Annotated in this window: 12 protein-coding genes and 1 tRNA gene; 7 read left to right on the top strand and 6 right to left on the bottom strand. The window is 45.5% G+C overall.

The window, feature by feature from the left end; genetic code table 11:
• The first annotated feature begins 396 nt into the window (after window positions 1-396).
• Window positions 397-1,311, top strand: a complete 915-nt coding sequence (locus tag ZMOB_RS03415) for a class I fructose-bisphosphate aldolase (protein WP_011240134.1) — start codon at window positions 397-399, stop codon at window positions 1,309-1,311.
• A gap of 156 nt (window positions 1,312-1,467) precedes the next feature.
• Here the strand turns inward: ZMOB_RS03415 and ispG are convergent, their stop codons facing one another.
• The gene (gene ispG, locus ZMOB_RS03410; RefSeq protein WP_011240135.1) at window positions 1,468-2,601 is read right to left on the bottom strand and encodes a flavodoxin-dependent (E)-4-hydroxy-3-methylbut-2-enyl-diphosphate synthase; all 1,134 of its coding nucleotides are present in this window, start codon (window positions 2,599-2,601) and stop codon (window positions 1,468-1,470) included.
• A gap of 377 nt (window positions 2,602-2,978) precedes the next feature.
• On the opposite strand from ispG, the gene ahcY reads away from it, so the two are divergent.
• Window positions 2,979-4,373 carry an adenosylhomocysteinase gene (ahcY, locus tag ZMOB_RS03405; protein WP_012817455.1) on the top strand — a complete coding sequence of 465 codons (1,395 nt, stop codon included), beginning with the start codon at window positions 2,979-2,981 and terminating at the stop codon, window positions 4,371-4,373.
• A gap of 294 nt (window positions 4,374-4,667) precedes the next feature.
• On the opposite strand, the gene ettA is transcribed toward ahcY, so the two are convergent.
• Window positions 4,668-6,350, bottom strand: coding sequence for an energy-dependent translational throttle protein EttA (ettA, locus tag ZMOB_RS03400; protein WP_011240137.1), 1,683 nt, complete (start codon window positions 6,348-6,350; stop codon window positions 4,668-4,670).
• A 708-nt stretch (window positions 6,351-7,058) separates the two neighbouring features.
• Here ettA and ZMOB_RS03395 point away from each other — a divergent pair.
• The 5 genes from ZMOB_RS03395 (at window position 7,059) to ZMOB_RS03375 (ending at window position 13,435) form a co-directional block, all read left to right on the top strand.
• Entirely contained in the window at window positions 7,059-7,298 is a 240-nt protein-coding gene (locus ZMOB_RS03395; RefSeq protein WP_011240138.1) for a hypothetical protein, read from the top strand.
• A gap of 220 nt (window positions 7,299-7,518) precedes the next feature.
• Window positions 7,519-9,069, top strand: coding sequence for a cysteine--tRNA ligase (gene cysS, locus ZMOB_RS03390; RefSeq protein ID WP_014500640.1), 1,551 nt, complete (start codon window positions 7,519-7,521; stop codon window positions 9,067-9,069).
• Between the two features lie 92 nt (window positions 9,070-9,161).
• Window positions 9,162-10,490, top strand: a complete 1,329-nt coding sequence (locus tag ZMOB_RS03385; protein ID WP_014500639.1) for a 3-deoxy-7-phosphoheptulonate synthase class II — start codon at window positions 9,162-9,164, stop codon at window positions 10,488-10,490.
• Between the two features lie 55 nt (window positions 10,491-10,545).
• Window positions 10,546-10,621: transfer RNA gene (locus ZMOB_RS03380), tRNA-Glu, on the top strand.
• A gap of 447 nt (window positions 10,622-11,068) precedes the next feature.
• Complete coding sequence (locus ZMOB_RS03375) at window positions 11,069-13,435, top strand: TonB-dependent siderophore receptor (protein ID WP_014500638.1); 2,367 nt, start codon at window positions 11,069-11,071, stop codon at window positions 13,433-13,435.
• A 25-nt stretch (window positions 13,436-13,460) separates the two neighbouring features.
• Here ZMOB_RS03375 and ZMOB_RS03370 read toward each other — a convergent pair whose 3' ends face one another.
• The 4 genes from ZMOB_RS03370 to ZMOB_RS03355 all read right to left on the bottom strand — a co-directional run bounded on the left by ZMOB_RS03370 (window position 13,461) and on the right by ZMOB_RS03355 (window position 18,331).
• Window positions 13,461-14,822, bottom strand: coding sequence for an L-serine ammonia-lyase (locus ZMOB_RS03370; RefSeq protein WP_012817453.1), 1,362 nt, complete (start codon window positions 14,820-14,822; stop codon window positions 13,461-13,463).
• A gap of 90 nt (window positions 14,823-14,912) precedes the next feature.
• On the bottom strand, window positions 14,913-15,830 hold the full coding sequence (locus tag ZMOB_RS03365) for a MurR/RpiR family transcriptional regulator (protein ID WP_011240143.1): 918 nt from the start codon (window positions 15,828-15,830) through the stop codon (window positions 14,913-14,915).
• A gap of 332 nt (window positions 15,831-16,162) precedes the next feature.
• The gene (locus ZMOB_RS03360; RefSeq protein WP_014500637.1) at window positions 16,163-16,942 is read right to left on the bottom strand and encodes a DsbA family protein; all 780 of its coding nucleotides are present in this window, start codon (window positions 16,940-16,942) and stop codon (window positions 16,163-16,165) included.
• Window positions 16,943-16,972: 30 nt separating this feature from the next.
• The gene (locus tag ZMOB_RS03355) at window positions 16,973-18,331 is read right to left on the bottom strand and encodes a M48 family metalloprotease (protein ID WP_011240145.1); all 1,359 of its coding nucleotides are present in this window, start codon (window positions 18,329-18,331) and stop codon (window positions 16,973-16,975) included.
• Window positions 18,332-18,664 lie beyond the last annotated feature (333 nt).

The following is an 18,664-nucleotide window of genomic DNA, read 5'->3' as shown; positions in this document are numbered from 1 at the left end:
AAAGAAAATGGTGATTATTTTTTAAGGTTTAATCACATCAATTGAGCAAAATAAATTAAGAATATAGCCATTATTTTTGCCCATGATTTTATTTTAAGCAGCAATGATCACTAATAAGGCGATTATTCTTTCTTGTTAAAGCAAATCTTTGTCTAATTTTTTAGAAAAACTTTAAAATTTTTTATTTAAGAAGAAGCTAACTCTGTAGCTCTGATGCTATAACCTTATAGTATCTTTCTATATGACAGAAAAAACGGGTGACTGATTCTCTTATCAGGTTAAAAAGAGTTGCTCAGGTAACCGTCAAATTAAGTTTTCAGCCGAAAGCGTTATTTTACTGATACAGCTAGATATGCCGGGGCTGTTACCTTATATCCCAAGGGAAGGAGCGCTGTGATGTCTATTACTCCCGAAGTAAAAGCTATTCTTGATCTTTATGAAAGTGATAATCCCGGGACAAAGGCTAATCTTGCTCGTATTTTGAATCATGGCCGTTTGGGTGGCACTGGCAAGCTGATTATTTTGCCGGTCGATCAAGGTTTAGAACATGGCCCTGCGCGCAGTTTTTATCCTAATCCCGCCGGATATGATCCCCAATATCATTATAAATTAGCAATTGATGGCGGGTTTTCTGCTTTTGCGGCACCGCTTGGGATGCTGGAAACGGGAGCAGCGACTTTTGCCGGTCAAATACCGACTATTTTGAAGATGAACTCTTCGAATAGTTGGTCCTCTGTGAACGATCAGGCGGTCACTTCTTGTGTCGGCGATGCGTTAAGATTGGGATGTTCGGCGGTTGGTTTTACGATTTATCCCGGTTCCGATATTATCTTTGAGCAGATTGAAGAATTCCGCCATATTGCGGCAGAAGCCAAAAGATGCGGATTGGCAACCGTTATTTGGGCCTATCCACGCGGTGGACGATTGACCAAAAGAGGCGAAACGGCCTTGGATGTCAGTGCCTATGCTGTGCATATCGCTGCCCAGATTGGTGGTCATATTATCAAGGTGAAATTACCGACTTCTCATATCGAACAGCCTGAAGCTATCCCAGCTTATTCAGGAAAAGACTGGGCACCATTAGCTAACCGTGTTTCCCATATTATGGAATCAGCTTTTGCAGGTCGGCGTATGGTAGTCTTTTCAGGTGGCGAAGCAAAAACGCCAGATGAGCTTTTTAAAGAAGCCGAAGCTATTCGCGACGGTGGCGGCTTTGGTTCAATTATGGGACGGAATGTTTTCCAGCGTTCAAGAGAAGAAGCCTTGGAGCTGGTGGATAAAATTGTCGAGATTTATAAGAAGAAAGATTGATAGAATCTTAGATGGTGGCCTAATTTAACGAGGCTTTGTATCTGCCTTTTGTAAGAAAGGCTTTTCTGTTGAATGAAAACAGAATTTTAACAGGTGGTTCTGTATCCCTGCCCAAAATGAGCAGGGATAACGAGAAGTAAATTTGTTATAACGAGATTATTCGGCGGCGACCGTGGCCGCCTTCTCTTTTGCTTTTTCGGCTTCGATTTCGGCTGCTTTGGCTTCGACCAAGGAAACGATGTGATCGAGCATTTTGGCATCTTCGACGGTATGATCGGTGACACCGGACAAGAAGACCATATGCTTACCCTGACCGCCACCGGTAACGCCGATATCGGTTTCCCGTGCTTCGCCGGGCCCGTTCACCACGCAGCCCAGAATAGAAAGCGAAATTGGCGTAGCAATATGGGCCAGTCTTTCTTCCAGAGCCTTGACCGTTTTGACAACATCAAAGCCTTGTCTTGCACAGCTGGGGCAGGAAACAACCCGAACACCACGAGTGCGAAGATCCAAAGTCTTGAGAATGTCGTAGCCGACCCGCACTTCCTGCTCGGGATCAGCGGAAAGCGAAACGCGTAACGTATCGCCGATACCATCCCACAACAGATTACCGATACCCAGAGCGGATTTAACGGTTCCGCCAATAAGGCCACCGGCTTCGGTGATACCGAGATGGAGCGGGCAATCGACAGCTTTCGCTAGCGCTTTATAAGAAGCAACTGCCAAGAAAACATCGGAAGCCTTTACGGCTACCTTGAATTCATGGAAATCTTGGTCTTGTAATAATTTAATATGGTTAAGGGCGCTTTCAACCAGCGCATCGGGGCAGGGCTCGCCATATTTTTCGAGTAGCTCTTTTTCAAGGCTACCGGCATTCACACCGATACGGATGGCGCAGCCATTGGCTTTTGCCGCGCGGACAACTTCGGCAACGCGTTCGGAGGAACCGATATTGCCAGGATTGATGCGAAGGCAGGCTGCCCCTGCATCAGCGGCTTCTAAAGCGCGTTTATAGTGAAAATGGATGTCCGCGATGATCGGCACTTCGGCTGCGCGGACAATGTCCTTTAAAGCGGCGGTGGATTCTTTATCGGGACAGGATACCCGAATAAGATCGACACCGACAGCTTCGCAGCGTTTGATCTGGGCGATCGTGGCTTGAGCATCGACGGTCGGGGTGTTTGTCATGGTCTGGACACTGATCGGGGCATCGCCACCGACAGCTACATTACCAACCATGATCTTGCGCGATTTGCGGCGCTCTATATGGCGCCAAGGACGAATGGACATATGCAGAGCCTATACGTCTAAAGGGGCATAAAACCAACCGTTTAAGGGTTTTTGGCCAGCGAAGAAAGCAATATTCAAAATTCTATGGAGAAGATACAACAGTTTATCTTGATATCTGATATCGAAGAAGAGCAGCTTGCCACTTTACATAAAGAATTATTTATATTTTTATATTCTTAATGTTTACATGTCAGGTTATCTCACGTTACAGCTATCCGAATATGGGGAAATATAGCCTTCCGAGCAGATGAGAAATGTGATTCCAGCCTTTGCTTGTGAAAGCGTTTTTTATCTGTTGGCAGAAGACAGCTGAAGCACCCGCCGGATATATTTTGAAATTTGATTGCCGACTAGCCTTTTCTTAGGAGACTTCATTTATGGCTAATGAGCCTTATATTGTCCGTGACATCAGCCTTGCTGGCTGGGGGCGTAAAGAAATTGATATCGCCGAAGGTGAAATGCCCGGTCTGATGGCTTTGCGGGAAGAATATGCCGCTAAAAAGCCGTTAAAAGGCGCGCGGATCACCGGTTCTTTGCATATGACCATCCAAACCGCTGTTTTGATTGAAACGCTGGTCGATTTGGGGGCAGAAGTGCGTTGGGCTTCCTGCAATATCTTTTCCACGCAGGATCACGCGGCAGCGGCCATTGCCGAACAGAATATTCCGGTTTTTGCCGTTAAAGGCGAATCTTTGGAAGAATATTGGGATTATGTCGATCGTATTTTCGATTGGGGTAAGGGTGAAACCGCCAATATGATTTTGGATGATGGTGGCGATGCGACCATGTTCGTTCTGTGGGGTGCCAAGCTGGAAGCGGGTGTTGAATTCCCTGCGCCGCAGAATGAAGAAGAAGAAATCTTCCAGAAAACGGTTCGTCGTCGGGTTGCTGCAACCCCCGGTTTCTTAACCAAAACCGCAAAAGCCATTAAGGGTGTTTCCGAAGAAACCACGACTGGTGTTCATCGTTTGTATGAAATTGCCAAGAAAGGCGAATTGCTTTTCCCAGCGATTAACGTCAACGATTCCGTGACCAAGTCAAAATTCGACAATCTCTATGGTTGTAAAGAATCTTTGGTCGATGCCATCCGCCGCGCAACCGACGTGATGTTGGCCGGTAAAGTGGCTTGTGTCGCCGGTTTCGGTGATGTGGGTAAAGGCTCTGCCGCTTCCTTGCGGAATGGTGGCGCGCGTGTTCTGGTAACCGAAGTCGATCCGATCTGTGCGCTTCAGGCCGCCATGGAAGGCTATGAAGTCGTTACCTTGGAAGAAGCGGCACCGCGAGCTGATATTTTCGTTACCTGCACCGGTAATGCCGATATTATTACGCTCGATCACATGCGCGCCATGAAGCAGCATGCGATTGTCTGCAATATCGGTCATTTCGACAGTGAAATTCAGATCAATTCGCTCGCCAACATGGAATGGACTGAAATCAAACCGCAGGTTGATCTGGTTAAATTCCCTGATGGTAAGGAAATCATCGTTCTGGCTAAGGGCCGTTTGGTCAATCTGGGATGTGCCACGGGTCACCCAAGCTTTGTGATGTCAGCCAGCTTCACCAATCAGGTGTTGGCGCAGATTGAGCTGTTCTGCAACACGGATAAATATCAGAAAGATGTTTACATGTTGCCGAAGCATCTTGATGAAAAGGTTGCAGCTTTGCATCTCCCGAAATTGGGCGTTCATTTGAGCAAGCTTACCCAGAAACAGGCTGATTATATCGGTGTTCCGGTCAATGGCCCGTTCAAGCCGGATCATTATCGTTATTGATTTGTCATTTTGGAAGAGAGCGCTCTCTCTTCTGAATGAAAGCACAAGGAGCCGGTCATTTTATGGCCGGTTCTTTTTTTTGAGTAGGTCGTTGTTGGATAATTAGGCTTGGAATCGATTGTAGGAATCGCCGCCGCTAGGACAAGACGGTAAGGCGTTTTCCGCTCGTCAGTTTATGAGAGCTAGTAACGCGGATGGAGGGAGAGCAGATACTTTAAGAAAGTATCCGCGATTCTAGGGATAAGATAAAAACTGTCCCGACCGGAAAATCCGGTCAGGACAGAGGCAACATGATTAGTTGCGAGTTAATTTTTTATAGGCCTGTGCGCTGGAGCGGTCAGCGGCATCACCCAAGCGGCGGCGTTTGTCTTCTTCATAGGATTCGAAGTTACCTTCAAACCATTCGACATGGCCGTCGCCTTCAAAAGCGAGGATATGGGTTGCCAAGCGGTCAAGGAAGAAACGGTCATGGCTGATAACTACGGCGCAACCAGCGAAGTTTTCCAAGGCTTCTTCCAAAGCACGCAGGGTTTCAACGTCAAGATCGTTGGTCGGTTCATCCAACAGCAAAACGTTTCCGCCTTCTTTCAGCATTTTGGCCATATGGACGCGGTTTCTTTCACCGCCTGATAACTGGCCAACTTTTTTCTGCTGATCCGAGCCTTTGAAATTAAAGGCACCGACATAAGCGCGGGTAGCGATTTCATGCTTACCGAAGGTGAAGCGATCAAGACCGTCGGAAACTTCTTCCCAGACATTCTTTTTATCGTCGAGATGGTCGCGGCTTTGATCGACATAGCCAAGCTGCACCGTGGGCCCGACTTCGATTTCACCGGCATCCGGTTTTTCTTGTCCGGTAATCAGTTTGAACAGCGTCGTTTTACCGGCACCATTGGCACCGATCACGCCAACAATACCACCGGGGGGCAGCGTGAAGCTCAGATCTTCAAACAGCTTTTTCTCACCGAAGCTTTTGGTCAGGCCGCGTGCTTCGATAACTTTGCTGCCCAAGCGTTCCGGAATCTGGATCATGATCTGAGCCGCACCCGGGCGGCGGTCATTTTGCTTTTCAACCAATTCTTCAAAAGCCTTGATACGGGCTTTGCTCTTGGTCTGACGCGCTTTCGGGCTTTGTCTAATCCACTGCAATTCCTGCTGGATGGCTTTTTGACGGCCTTCTTCTTCGCGTTCTTCCTGCTCCAGTCGTTTCGACTGGGCTTCTAACCATGCAGAATAGTTGCCTTCAAACGGAATACCGCGACCACGGTCGATTTCCAGCACCCAACCAACGACATTATCCAAGAAGTAACGGTCATGGGTAACCAGAATGACGTTGCCCGGATATTCTTTCAGATGATTTTCCAGCCATGCGACGCTTTCGGCATCAAGATGGTTGGTCGGTTCATCTAGCAACAGGATTTCGGGTTTTTCCAACAGCAAGCGGCAAAGCGCAACGCGGCGGCGTTCACCACCGGAAAGTTTGGTAACATCGGCATCGCCGGGAGGGCAACGCAGAGCTTCCATGGCGATTTCAAGCTGGTTGTCCAATGTCCAGCCGTCAACAGTGTCAATCCGTTCCTGTAATTCGCCCATTTCAGTCATCAGGGCGTCAAAATCGGCATCCGCAGGCGGATCGGCCATTAAGGTCGAGATTTCGTTAAAGCGATCGACCAGATCCGCGATTTCGCGAACGCCGTCCATCACATTGCCTTTGACATCCTTTGTCGGGTCAAGGTCTGGTTCCTGTGGGAGATAGCCGACGCGGATTCCTTCCGCTGCCCATGCTTCACCCTGAAATTCGGTGTCCATACCGGCCATGATTTTCATCAAGGTCGATTTACCGGCACCATTCACACCGATAATGGCGATTTTGGTTCCGGGTAAAAATTGCAGGTGAATATTATTCAGAACAGGTTTTTTAGCGCCGGGAAAAGTCTTGGTCAGACCTTTCATGACATAACTATACTGGACGGCCATGACGTCTCCGAGATTTGGCGAAAAAGGGAAAATATCGTCTAAATTAGCGAAGCTTTGTTATATTGGCAAATCCTGATCCCCAAAAAATGCGGTCATCAGTGTCTTTGTTTGGTTGTTTTTAAAAAGAAGAAAAATCACCCTTACCCTGTATAGATAAGTCTTCTAAAATTCTACGCCTTATTTTGGTGATGAAAGGCGTGGTCGCCTTGTCTTTTGTAAAATTATATTATTTTTATTGTTAATAATATTTCGCATTTTTGCGTGAAAAACCATTTTTATGCGAATACACCCTAAGGGCTAAAAAGGAAGAACAGAAATCTGAAAAAACGTCCTGAAAAATTTTCTTCTTCATCGAGAAACAGGATATTGGCGATGCGGTGATTCTTGCAAGAAAAACCAATAATAAGGAAACTTATAAGTTTTTATTTTATTTCCCGATTCTGACTCGAAAGCGCAAAAGCGTTTACAACGTCATTTTTTGTCGAAATTTTTAAAATAAAATCGAAGTAATAGGGGTGATAATCAGCTTCTATTCAAAAAACTTGTTCTATTTTGTAGCTTTTTTGCCTCGAAATCACAAATTTGCGACCAATAGAGGTCGAAAAGGCTTTCTTCCTGATTGATTATTGGAAATGAATCGCTATTGGGAGCCAATGGGGCACGGCGTTTCGGACCGGGCCCGTTATTAACAAAACTGGAGCTACTCTCATGAAGAAGCTTGGCATCATTTTTGCCGCCGCCGGTCTGATGGCTGTTGCTGCTTGCAACAAACCGGCTGAAAACACTGAAGCTGCTAACACGGCTGACAACTCTGTTGTCTCCGTTGACAACGGCGCAATCGACAATTTCGCAACCGACGTTAGCACGGCTGCTGCCAACGCTGCTGAAAGCGTTGACAATGTAGCTACCGATGCTGCGAACGATCTGAAGAACAAAGTCGGTAAATAATCGGCTTTTTCTTCCTTGATTGATATAAGCGGCAGGCTTCTGCGGTTTATATCAATACAGAATTTTAGGCGGGTATCTGTTAGATGCCCGCCTTATTCTATATATATCTGGTGCAAAAACGGGTAAAAGCCATTCTCTCTTGTTTTTGAGGCAAGGCGTGGTTTACCTTTCCTATCCTCCTTATCAGCAAGAATAGTATTTTATTTATTAGGGACGACAGATGGCCAAGCCTTCCGCACCGGTTCTGTTTTTTAACAGCCTTTCCAAAAAGATCGAAAATTTTACCCCTATCGATCCAGAGCGTGTGCGTCTTTATAGCTGTGGCCCAACTGTTTATAATTTTGCCCATCTCGGAAATTTACGGGCTTATGTCTTTACCGATAGTTTGCGGCGGATGCTGAACTGGAAAGGCTATCCGGTCAATCATGTCATCAATATCACCGATGTCGGGCATCTGACTTCTGACAGTGATACCGGTGACGATAAAATGGAAGCCGCCGCCCATAAAGCCCAAAAAACAATATGGGATGTTGCCCGCTTTTATACCGAAGCCTTTTGGTCTGATCTAAAAAATCTGAATATTTTTAATCCGACTATCTGGAGCATTGCTACCGACCATATCGAGGATATGATTGCCTTTGCCCGAAAAATAGAAGAGGCCGGATTTACCTATCAACTGGATAGCGGTCTTTATTTCGATACCAGCCGTTTAAAAGAGTATGGATTACTGGCCGGTCATCGTGAGGCCGAAGGTGTTGGGCGGATTGAAACCGTTGCCGGTAAGAAGCATCCTGCTGATTTTGCTTTGTGGCGGCGTTCTTCTCCTGATGAAAAGCGCCAGATGGAATGGATTTCTCCTTGGGGCCCGGGTGCGCCAGGATGGCATCTGGAATGCTCGGTGATGAGCATGAAATATCTGGGTGAGCAATTCGATATCCATACCGGTGGGATTGACCATCGCGAGATTCATCACTGCAACGAGATCGCCCAGAATCAGGCCTTTACTGGTGACCAGCAGAAAACAGGTGCGAATTTCTGGCTCCATAACAATTTTCTGGTGGATCGTAGCGGTAAAATGTCGAAGTCAAAGGGTAGTTTCTTGACCCTTTCTACCTTGATAGAAGCGGGTATCCATCCTTTGGCTTATCGGGTATTATGCTTGTCAGCCCATTACCGTTCCGAGTTAGAGTTTTCACCAGATAATATTCTGGCGGCTTTAACCCGTTTGAAACGGTTGGTCATTGCCGTCGGTCAGCTGAAAAAGAAAGTCCAGAAAAAGGTGGTTGCTGACGGTGAACCAGATTGGTTGCGGGCTTTTGATGAAAGATCATTTAGTAAAGGGGCGCCGCTTGATTATCAGCGGGGTTTGATTGAAGCGCCTTTGAAAAAAGAGGCTTTGGCTATATTGGAACTTTTTGATCTGGCTGTTTCCAATGATTTGATGTTGCCGCAGGCTTTGCCATTGCTGGAAGAAACGCTTGGCAATAAAAAATTACAACCAGAAGAGCAGTTACGATTGATTGCCTCTATGGACATGATATTGGGACTCAATCTTCTGCATCTGGATCGGGCAAGTCTCAATATCCGCCCCAAAAACGCATCTTTACAGGAAAATAACGTTTTGGATCTATTAGAAGAACGGCAATTGAAACGGAAAGAAAAAGATTTTGCGGCATCCGATGCCATCAGAGATCGTCTTTCCGAAGCCGGTATTGACGTTCTTGATGGTGATCCTTTGGGGTGGGAATGGCGGCCTGAATGGAATGCCTGAGTTTTTTGCCAGAGCTTTTCTCTGACAGAAAGAACGCTCCTGCCGAATAGAAAACTGATGAACCGCCTTTGCGCAGCTTGAAAGGAATAATAATGGTAACAGACTGGACGCCAGATAGTTGGCGCGATTTTGAAGCGCGACAATTACCGATTTATCCAGATAACGATAAACTGGATAAGGCTTTAGATCAGTTATCTTCTTACCCGCCTTTGATTTTGGGTTCAGAAGCCCGACTGTTAAAAGAAAAATTGGCCGATGTTGCCAAGGGCAAAGCCTTTGTTGTCCAAGGCGGTGACTGTGCCGAAAGTTTCCGCGATTTCTCGGCTGAATCTGTGCGTGCAACTCTGTCTGCCCTGTTATGGATGGATGCCGTTGTTTCCTATGCTTCTGGTAAGCCCGTTGTCCGCATCGGGCGGATTGCAGGTCAGTTTGCCAAGCCGCGTTCTTCCAACATGGAAGAAAAAGATGGCGTTTCTTTGCCAAGCTATCGTGGCGATAACGTCAACGATATTTCTTTTACCGAAGAAGCGCGTTTGCCCGACCCAGATCGTCTGTTGGCCGGACATGCCCAATCGGCCATCACCCTTAATTTGATCCGTGCCTATACCCAAGCCGGTGATGACAAATGGGAATATGCCTTTAACGGTCTGCATGACTTTGTGAATAGCCGTTCATGGGCAGATGATTCATGGCGTGGTCTGGTCGCTGAAATGGGCGATGCGTTCCGTTTTGCCCAGAGCTGTGGCGGTTTTGGTAACGGATATGCCGCGCCATGCTTTACCAGCCATGAGGCTTTGCATCTGCCTTATGAAGAAGCCATGGTGCGGAGCGATTGCGACTATGGATTGGATTATGCCACATCCGGTCATTTCTTGTGGATTGGTGATCGCACCCGTTTTGAAGGTTCGGCTCATGTCGAATTTTTGCGCGGTATTGATAACCCCATCGGTTTGAAATGTGGCCCCAATTTGGAAGCTGATGAGCTGTTGCGCTTGTTGGATGTCCTTGATCCGTCCCGTGAAGCCGGTCGTATCACCTTGATTACCCGTTATGGTGCGGACAAGATCGAAAAGCATCTGCCTACTTTGGTTCGGGCCGTTAAGGCGGAAGGTCGTCCTGTCGCATGGATTTGTGATCCTATGCATGGCAATGGCACAACCACCAGCGAAGGTCAGAAAACCCGACCATTTGAACGCATCCTTGATGAAGTCAAAGGCTTCTTTGCTGTTCATCAGGCAGAAGGCACCTATGCCGGTGGTATCCATCTTGAAATGACAGGTTTGGATGTAACCGAATGCATCGGTGGCAGCGCTGGATTGAGCGAAGAAGACCTGAAACGGCGTTATATGACGCATTGTGATCCGCGCTTAAGTCGCGATCAGGCTTTGGAAATGGCCTTTCAAGTTGCCGATTTGTTCTAGGCGGCTTTTATAGTTGACGGGAAGGGCGGGGTGGACTATCCCGCGCTTCTCTGCTGGTCCCTTCGTCTAGCGGTCTAGGACGTCGCCCTCTCACGGCGAAAACACGGGTTCGATTCCCGTAGGGATCACCATCCAAGAAATATCGCTATCTATTATGCTGTCTCTGATTTGAGATATTAAATTTTTAAAATGAGCGATCTCCTGATTAAAAAATAACATATCTTTTATAAGTAAAGATATTTTTTATAATTTAATCCTCTTTATAGTAATTTTATTTTAAAATTTTTTTGTCTCTGTTTATTATATAGACAACCCTCTTTTTTTATTATTTTATATTTTCTGACATTCTTTCATTAGAAAACCTCTTGAATATGATATTGATTTGCAATATCATATTTAGAATAATAAATCATTGTTGCTAAACAATATTATCTAATAATATGCTAAATTATTGTTTTTTGTCATATTGGTATATTCTTATTATAAGATAATATGTTTTTAAGGGGGGTCTATGTATATTTCGAGAAATCTGCTTCCGTTTTTAAAATCTGCAAGCCTTTGATTTTAAGGTTCTATCTATGAATTTTTTGGAACCACCTCGTCGCCGTTCCTATGCTTTTTTGAGACGCAATATTGGTTGGCTGTTCCCTTGTTTTTGTCTAGGCGCCATATCGACCGCAGCTTTTTCTGAAACAGCATCCTTTCCTCAAGAAAATATGGAATCCGAGCGGTCGGATGATTCTATGTCGGGACGGCATCATCGCCATCATCACGAAGATCGCGACCATCATGCAGATTCTTATCATGACGAGCACCCTCACGGTCATCACCATGGTCACCAAGATAGGGGATCAGAGGATGAGTTATCTATTCGTGATTTAATCGTTGAAGCCGATCGTCCCAAAGCTACTACCGACGGCAGTAATAGTTATGCCGTAAAAGGGGTTACTATCGGTAAGCGGATTCAACGATTGGAAGATATTCCGCAGTCAGTGTCTGTTATGACTAAGCAACAGATGCTGGATCAGAATTTGAATACTGTTAACGAGGCTTTGAATCAGGTGCCTGGGGTCACGGTTAATAATTATGGTGATGGCACTTCGGGATTTATGTCTCGTGGCTATTCCATGAATACTCAATTTGACAGTATCCCATCTTTCGGTGGGACGTCTTTTGCCCAGCAATTTGATCTGAGCATTTATGATCGTATGGAAATTTTGCGCGGGCCTGATGGTATTTTCCAAGGGGGTGGTTCCCCGGGTGGTGTCATCAATATGGTTCACAAGCGGCCTTTGAACAAATTTCATGTCGAAACCGGTGGATCGGTAGGGGCATGGAATAATCTGCATGGCTATTTTGATGTGACAGGCCCGCTTAATAAAGCAGGGACAATCAATGGCCGTATTGTCATGGCTGGCACCAGTCAGGATTATTACTATAAACCCGGCCATGACCAGCGTTGGACTGGATATGGTGCCATTGATTTCCATTTTGATGACAAAACGACTTTAACCCTGACGGCTGCTGGACAAAAAAATAAGACTACCCGTTTTATGGGATTGCCGCGTGCTAGCAATGGTTCGGATCTAAACCTGCCGGTTTCAAGCTATGTCGGTGCCAGTTGGAATAAAAGTCAGTCCCCAATGTATGAGCTGTCTGCTGATTTTGAGCGCCATCTTGGAAAAGGTTGGCAGGTTCGTTTGGCGGGGCGGCATCGCTATACCAATTCTTCCCAAGAATATAGCTTGCTGAGCAAGCTTGATCCCCAAACAATGAAGGGGTCTTTTAATCTCACGAAGGCTATCGATAAAGAAAGATATGATGACGTTGATTTATATGTGACGGGCCCCGTTCATCTCTTTAATCGGAAGCATATCTTCTTGGTTGGGGCTAACTATAGCTACAATCTTGAAAGAGATGGTAGTGGTTCTGCGACCTATAGCAAAAATCCTCAGTTAACTAATCAGGATATCTTTAATCCAGTTCTTCCACAAAATCTGCTTTCAGGAGATTTGACCTCTTATTATAGAGAACCTTTCGTCCAAAAAGGTTTATATGCCTCTGCCCAGATTGAAGTAATTAAGCCTGTTCAAATTTTGTTGGGCGGAAGATTGAGCAGCTATACCTATAAGCTGAAAAATTTGATCGCAGGTACGCCTACCAAAATCCAGCAGCATGTCGGAAATCATTTGACGCCTTATGCCGGTGTCGTCTGGCATATGACGCCTAATCTGACTTCTTATTTCAGCTATACGGATATTTTTTCACCTCAGGGTGGATATACTGAAGCGGGAACGCGGATTAAACCATTGCAGGGGCAGCAAATGGAGGCCGGAATCAAGGGATCATGGTTCCGTGGAAAGCTGCATGCCAGTTTTGCGGCTTATCGTATTATGCAGCATAATTTGGCGCGTGCGACTGAAGATGGTCGGATGGATTGTGGTCCATCGCAAAGTTCGACCTGTTATGAAGCGGCTGGTTTAGTGCGGAGCCAAGGTTTCGATACCGAAATTATCGGGCAACCGATGAAAGGCCTCGATATCAATTTCGGCTATACCTATAATGATAACCGTCTCATGAAGGCTATTGGTAGCACTTTACCGGTCGGTTCGCGTTATACGTCGAATACGCCTGCTCATTTGTTCAAATTATGGACGCATTACCGCTTTGCTTTGGGAAAATCTTCCGACAAAAATATTTTAAGTTTCGGCGGCGGTCTTAATGCCCAAAGCTCTACTTTTGGCACAACCCGTACGGTTACTCAACCGGGTTATATCATCGGATCCGCTCAAATCGGTTACCAGCTTAGCCCGAAATTCGAAATTTCGGTGACGGTCAACAATTTGAGCGATACCCGCTATTATTCCCGTTTGGGTAATGTGAATTATTATAACTATTATGGCACACCGAGAAGTTTCATGTTCTCGGTTCATAACTCTTTCTAACCTTTTCCAAAGGAGGAATAGCCCTTTAACAGAGGGCTAATCCTCCTTGTGAGGTTTCCTTGTAATTAGCATTCATATCAAGGCCAGTTCGGAGCATCGTCTCAATAACCTGATCGAGACTGACGCGATGATTACCGTCCCCAATCATCGCCAAGCGTGCTGCTTCGATTGCCTTGATTGAGCCAACCGCATTTCTTTCAATGCAAGGCACCTGCACTAATCCTCCAATAGGATCGCAGGTTAAGCCAAGATTATGTTCCATGCCGATTTCAGCGGCATTTTCTATCTGGCGAGGAGACGCATCCAAGGCCGCAGCAAAACCAGCGGCAGCCATTGAGCAAGCGACCCCGACTTCACCCTGACAGCCGACCTCTGCCCCCGAAATGGAAGCGTTTTCCTTGAATAGCGCGCCAATAGCGGTTGCGGTTAGCAGAAAATTTTCAATCCCTTTTGTGATGTCACCTTGGATGAAACGGCGATAATAACGCAAAACAGCAGGAATGATGCCAGCTGCTCCGTTGGTTGGCGCAGTAACAATTCGACCACCCGAAGCATTTTCTTCATTAACAGCCAAAGCCCAAAGATTGATCCAATCCAAAGCCGCTAGAGGGTCAATGGCGCGATCGCTATGGATCGCTTTTAATCGGGCATAAAGGGCAGGGGCGCGTCGTCTGACCCGCAAACCGCCCGGCAGAACGCCGGTTTCACTCATCCCGCGTTCGATGCATTCTTCCATAGTTTGGGCAATGCGTTCAATGCCTTGCGTTAATTCTTCTTCACTGAGGCTTGCCAATTCATTCTGGCGTTGGATGTCGGCAATGGAAAGCCCCGTTTCGATAGCGATTTCCAGTAAGTCCCGCGCGGAATGATACGGATAGGGGATATCTTCATCTTGTAGTTGTGGCGGCAATTTTGCGCCCTCTTCTGGGGCGCGTTCAACAATTGTCCCACCTCCGATAGAATAGGCTGTGTTCTCAAGGAGAATATGGTTTTTATGGTTGTAGGCGACAAAATGCATCGCATTGGAATGAAAGGATAACCGTTTTTTCTTTTCCCAAAGGATGTCTTTGTCAGGGTCAAAGGGAATGATGTCTCCATTTGCAAAATGGAGAGCTTTTTCCTGTTGAATACGGCTGATAATCGGTTCGATGTCGTCGACATTGACTTGATCCGGTCTTTCACCGGATAGACCTAATAAAATCGCACGATCGGTGGCATGGCCGCGTCCGGTCAGTGCCAAAGAGCCGAAAAGGGTAACCACAATCCGGCTTACCTGTTTTTTGTCCAGCGCTTGAATGAAATCGGCGGCGGCGATCATGGGCCCCATCGTGTGGGAGGACGAAGGCCCAATGCCTATTTTGAACAATTCGAAAACACTGCTAACCATATTATCTCCTATTAAGAATAGGTAATAGATAAATTAGGATGAAATAAAGCAGGTTTTTTAAAACTTTATCAAAAAAAAGAGCCTGTGAATCTAATTTTGTGGCGGGCGGGGAAAAAGATGTTTTTCTTTTAGATCCTGTTCCGCTTTTTCTATATTTTGCTGCCGGATAAGCGCATCCGCTCCAAGCTTTTTTTCAAGCGATGCCGCCAGCAATTCTACCATGACCAGACAAGGCACCAAAGATTCATGTGATGTGAAAAGCGTAAAATCGCAGGTCAATACATGATGTGCCAAACGGGAAACCGGTGATAATTTCGGATCCGTTATCAGAATAATGGTGGTGCGTCTTTGATGTGCCTGTTCCGCCAAGAGAGCAATGTCTTCTTGATAATGGCAGATATCAAAGAGCAACAAGATATCACGTCTTCCGCTATCTATGAGTTGTTCATAAGGCGTAAAAGCATTGTTCTGCACCAAATGCGTGCGAGGGCGTAATCGGTGTAACTGATACCAGAATAATTCGGCAATCGGATGTGTGAGATGGTTACCGACAATGTAAACATTGCGCGAGCAATCGGCCAGAAGTTCGGTCACATCCTCTAATTCACAAGCGTTGATCTGCTGTAACGTCCTGTGCATACAATTTTCAAAGAAGCTGTCAGCTTCTTGAAGCACAGACGCAACGGCTGGACGGTCGCTGACATGATTGGCGGTATCATCCTGATTTTGGGGCGTATTATAGATGAGTTTTTGATATAACTCGCCCCGTAAACTGGCTTGAAATTCAGGAAAACTGCTGAAACCCAATTTTGAAACGAAGCGCAGCACGGTGGGCCCGCTTACTTTGGCCTTCGCCCCCAGTTTTGCAACGGTTTCTAAACCGGCCATCATATCGCTGGCAAATAATATCTGAGCAATTCGCCTTTCAGCCTGCGTGAAATTTTCTGACGCCTGATGAATTAGAATAGCAAGATTTGATGTATCTTTTTTTACTTTATGCGCTTTCATGCGATGCTTGCAATATTTGTTAACATAGAATCTTTGCAAATATAAAAAAGGTTTTTCTTAAGAAATTCCCCCTATTTTGAAATATTGGTATCATTTTATTATTTAAATTGGAAGGCTTTAAAAAAGATATTTTGTCGGACTATTGTTCTTATTAATTTTTTTCTAAAAAAATAATTTTATTTTTTTAAAGAAATAAAAAAAGTATATATATGTTATATGTGGGATATTTTTGAAATATAGATATCACCTTTTTGGAGAAGGTGATATCTCCATGTCAGCTATCCAAAGCAAGAATAGAATAATAACAAAATATTTCTTTGGATCCGAAAATATTATTTTGACGATTTTTCTCGAATTTTGGCGACAGCTTCCTTTAAGGCGTCATATCCAGCAACACCGGAGAAGACTTTGTCTCCAATAATAAAGGCAGGCGTGCCGGTTAGACCCAATTCTCTCGCCAGTAGAATATTTTTAGTAATCTCTTGCGTGATGGCTGGATCGCTACCCTGTTTAGCGATGTCCTGAGGATTGAGTCCTAAGGATTTGACGATATCGACGATGACTTCGGGTGAAAGATGTTTGCTGTTATAAATCTGGTGATGAAATTCACTGAATTTAGAACTGTTTTTCGCAATAGCTAATGCTGTGCGAGCAGCAATCTCACTGTCGGGCCCCAAGATTGGCAATTGCCGTATCACCAGACGGATATCTTTATCTTCGGATAAAAGGCGGTTGAGATCGCCGTTGGCTTTACGACAAAAACCGCAAGCATAGTCCGAGAATTCGACAATCGTCACGCGGCCTTTTTCTGCCCCATCCCATGCACCCGCAAAAGGCATTTCCAAAGCCGTTCTGTTTTGTGAAACTAGCTTGTCGGTTTCCCGTTGCTGTAGCGCTTCCATGGCTTGGGGAATAACTTCGGGATGTTCCATAAGATAGTCCCGAACCGGTTCGCCCGATTTTCCTGATATCAAATGGCTTGATAACAGATAGCCTAGCACGACAACGCCACCACCGACGGCTCCAGCTAGAGCAGAACAAAGGCAACTTTTTTTATGACAGCTGTTATTTTCCACTCTTACTTCCTCGGTTGGCTGCGGCATATCGGGCATATTGGGCGGTTCCTTTCAGGGTTAAGTCGGTTATTTTTTCTTCTTGCTAGCCAGTGCCTGACGGGCCGTTGTCGCAATATCGTTAGCACGTCGCCATTCAGCGCTATTCGGATCAAGTCCTTTTAGCGCCATATCCGCCGCATCCATCGCTAGAGTGGTTTGACCACTAAGGCTGTAGCGTTCGGCAGTGGCCAAATTCATATGGGCAACATCGCCTTCGCGGTCATAGATGCTGCCAAGGACAAACCATGCAAGCGGATTATCCTCTTCCCGATCAACGGCAACTGTCAGCACTTTTTTAGCTTCAGCATAATGGGAAGAATCTTCTGTTGCCATCAAGGCGTGACCAAAGGAGGCCGCAATAAGCGGCGACTGTGATATTTCGGTTGCCTCTCTATAGGGTTCCAAAGCGTCATCCGGATGGCCGGATTCGAGTAGAATTTGACCCTTTAATTCCAGAAAATAGGGGTCTTTAGGAATGAGTTTGAGCAGCTTTTCAACTTCATCCATTGATTGCTTGAAATAGGACAGGCGATGAAAAGCATAAGCCCGAGCGTAAAGATCGGGAATATTATGGGCATCGTCCGGATATTCTTTCAGTACTTCGTTAGGGTCAGCAAGATAGCCGGTTAATTTGGCTCTGACCCGAAGGAAGCTCTGCTGTAACTGGGGATCTATGGGACGGTTCCAAGAAGGGAGATTCTCAAGATCACCCCGAAGCATCATTTCACGATCAGCCGTCATAGGATGGTCGCTGGCAAAGCTTCCATCGGAATCGGCGGGCATCGAGCGATATTCCATTTTGCGGATTTTTCCGAAAAATTCCAACAAACCTCGTCCAGAGATATCCGCTCTTTTTAAAAATTTGACGGCAGCGGCATCGGCACTGGCTTCTTGTGTACGGGTGAAGGCAAGGTAATGCTGCACCGCGACCTGACTGCCGATCCCGCCTAGCATGGTTCCGATGGCACCCGCTGCTGGAACGATGGCAGAAAGCGGTACCAAAACCGCTTGTAAAATCATTGCCGCGACACTGATGCGTCCTGCTTCTTTAATACCGCTTGAGTTGATAACATGCCCTGCGGTTACATGCCCTAATTCATGGGCGACAACGCCTTGAATCTGGTTGATGTTATCGGCTGCCATGATCGTGCCAGAATTGATAAAGACCATCTGTCCACCGGCAACAAAGGCATTGATTTCAGAATCATTGACGATCAGGATTTTGACATCCCGTAATCCAGTAGCCGCGACCAAAGGTGCCAATGCCTTCTTTAAAAGAGCATCGCTCTCGGCATCCTGAAGAATTTCCTGTGCAAAGGCGGCTGACTGAATCAACGTAAAGCTGATCATCAAACAAGAGATGAAGAGCCAAAAACGGCGTATCATGAAAAAATGAAAACCCTGATAGCTAAAGAACGGACTCTACACCCAGATATAAGCGCTTATTTATAAGATAACGACCGGAATGGATAAAAGTTTGATAAATATTTTTTATAAATTGTGAAGCACTCTTTTTAATTTTTAAAATTAAATATTGAATATCCATATTTTCGATTTTTTATCATATTTTAAAGTATTTAAATCGAAATGTTCTTTATATTTCGGTTTAGTGTGAATTATCTTGTTGGTGTTTTTCTATATTTATTATTTTTTCTTTTTCTAAAAAACAAAAAGAGCAGGGTTTTTATACCCTGCTCTTTTTTTAGACTGTGTGAATAT

This window comes from Zymomonas mobilis subsp. mobilis ATCC 10988, assembly GCF_000175255.2.
Classification (GTDB): domain Bacteria; phylum Pseudomonadota; class Alphaproteobacteria; order Sphingomonadales; family Sphingomonadaceae; genus Zymomonas; species Zymomonas mobilis.
This window is presented reverse-complemented; position numbering and strand designations above follow the sequence as displayed.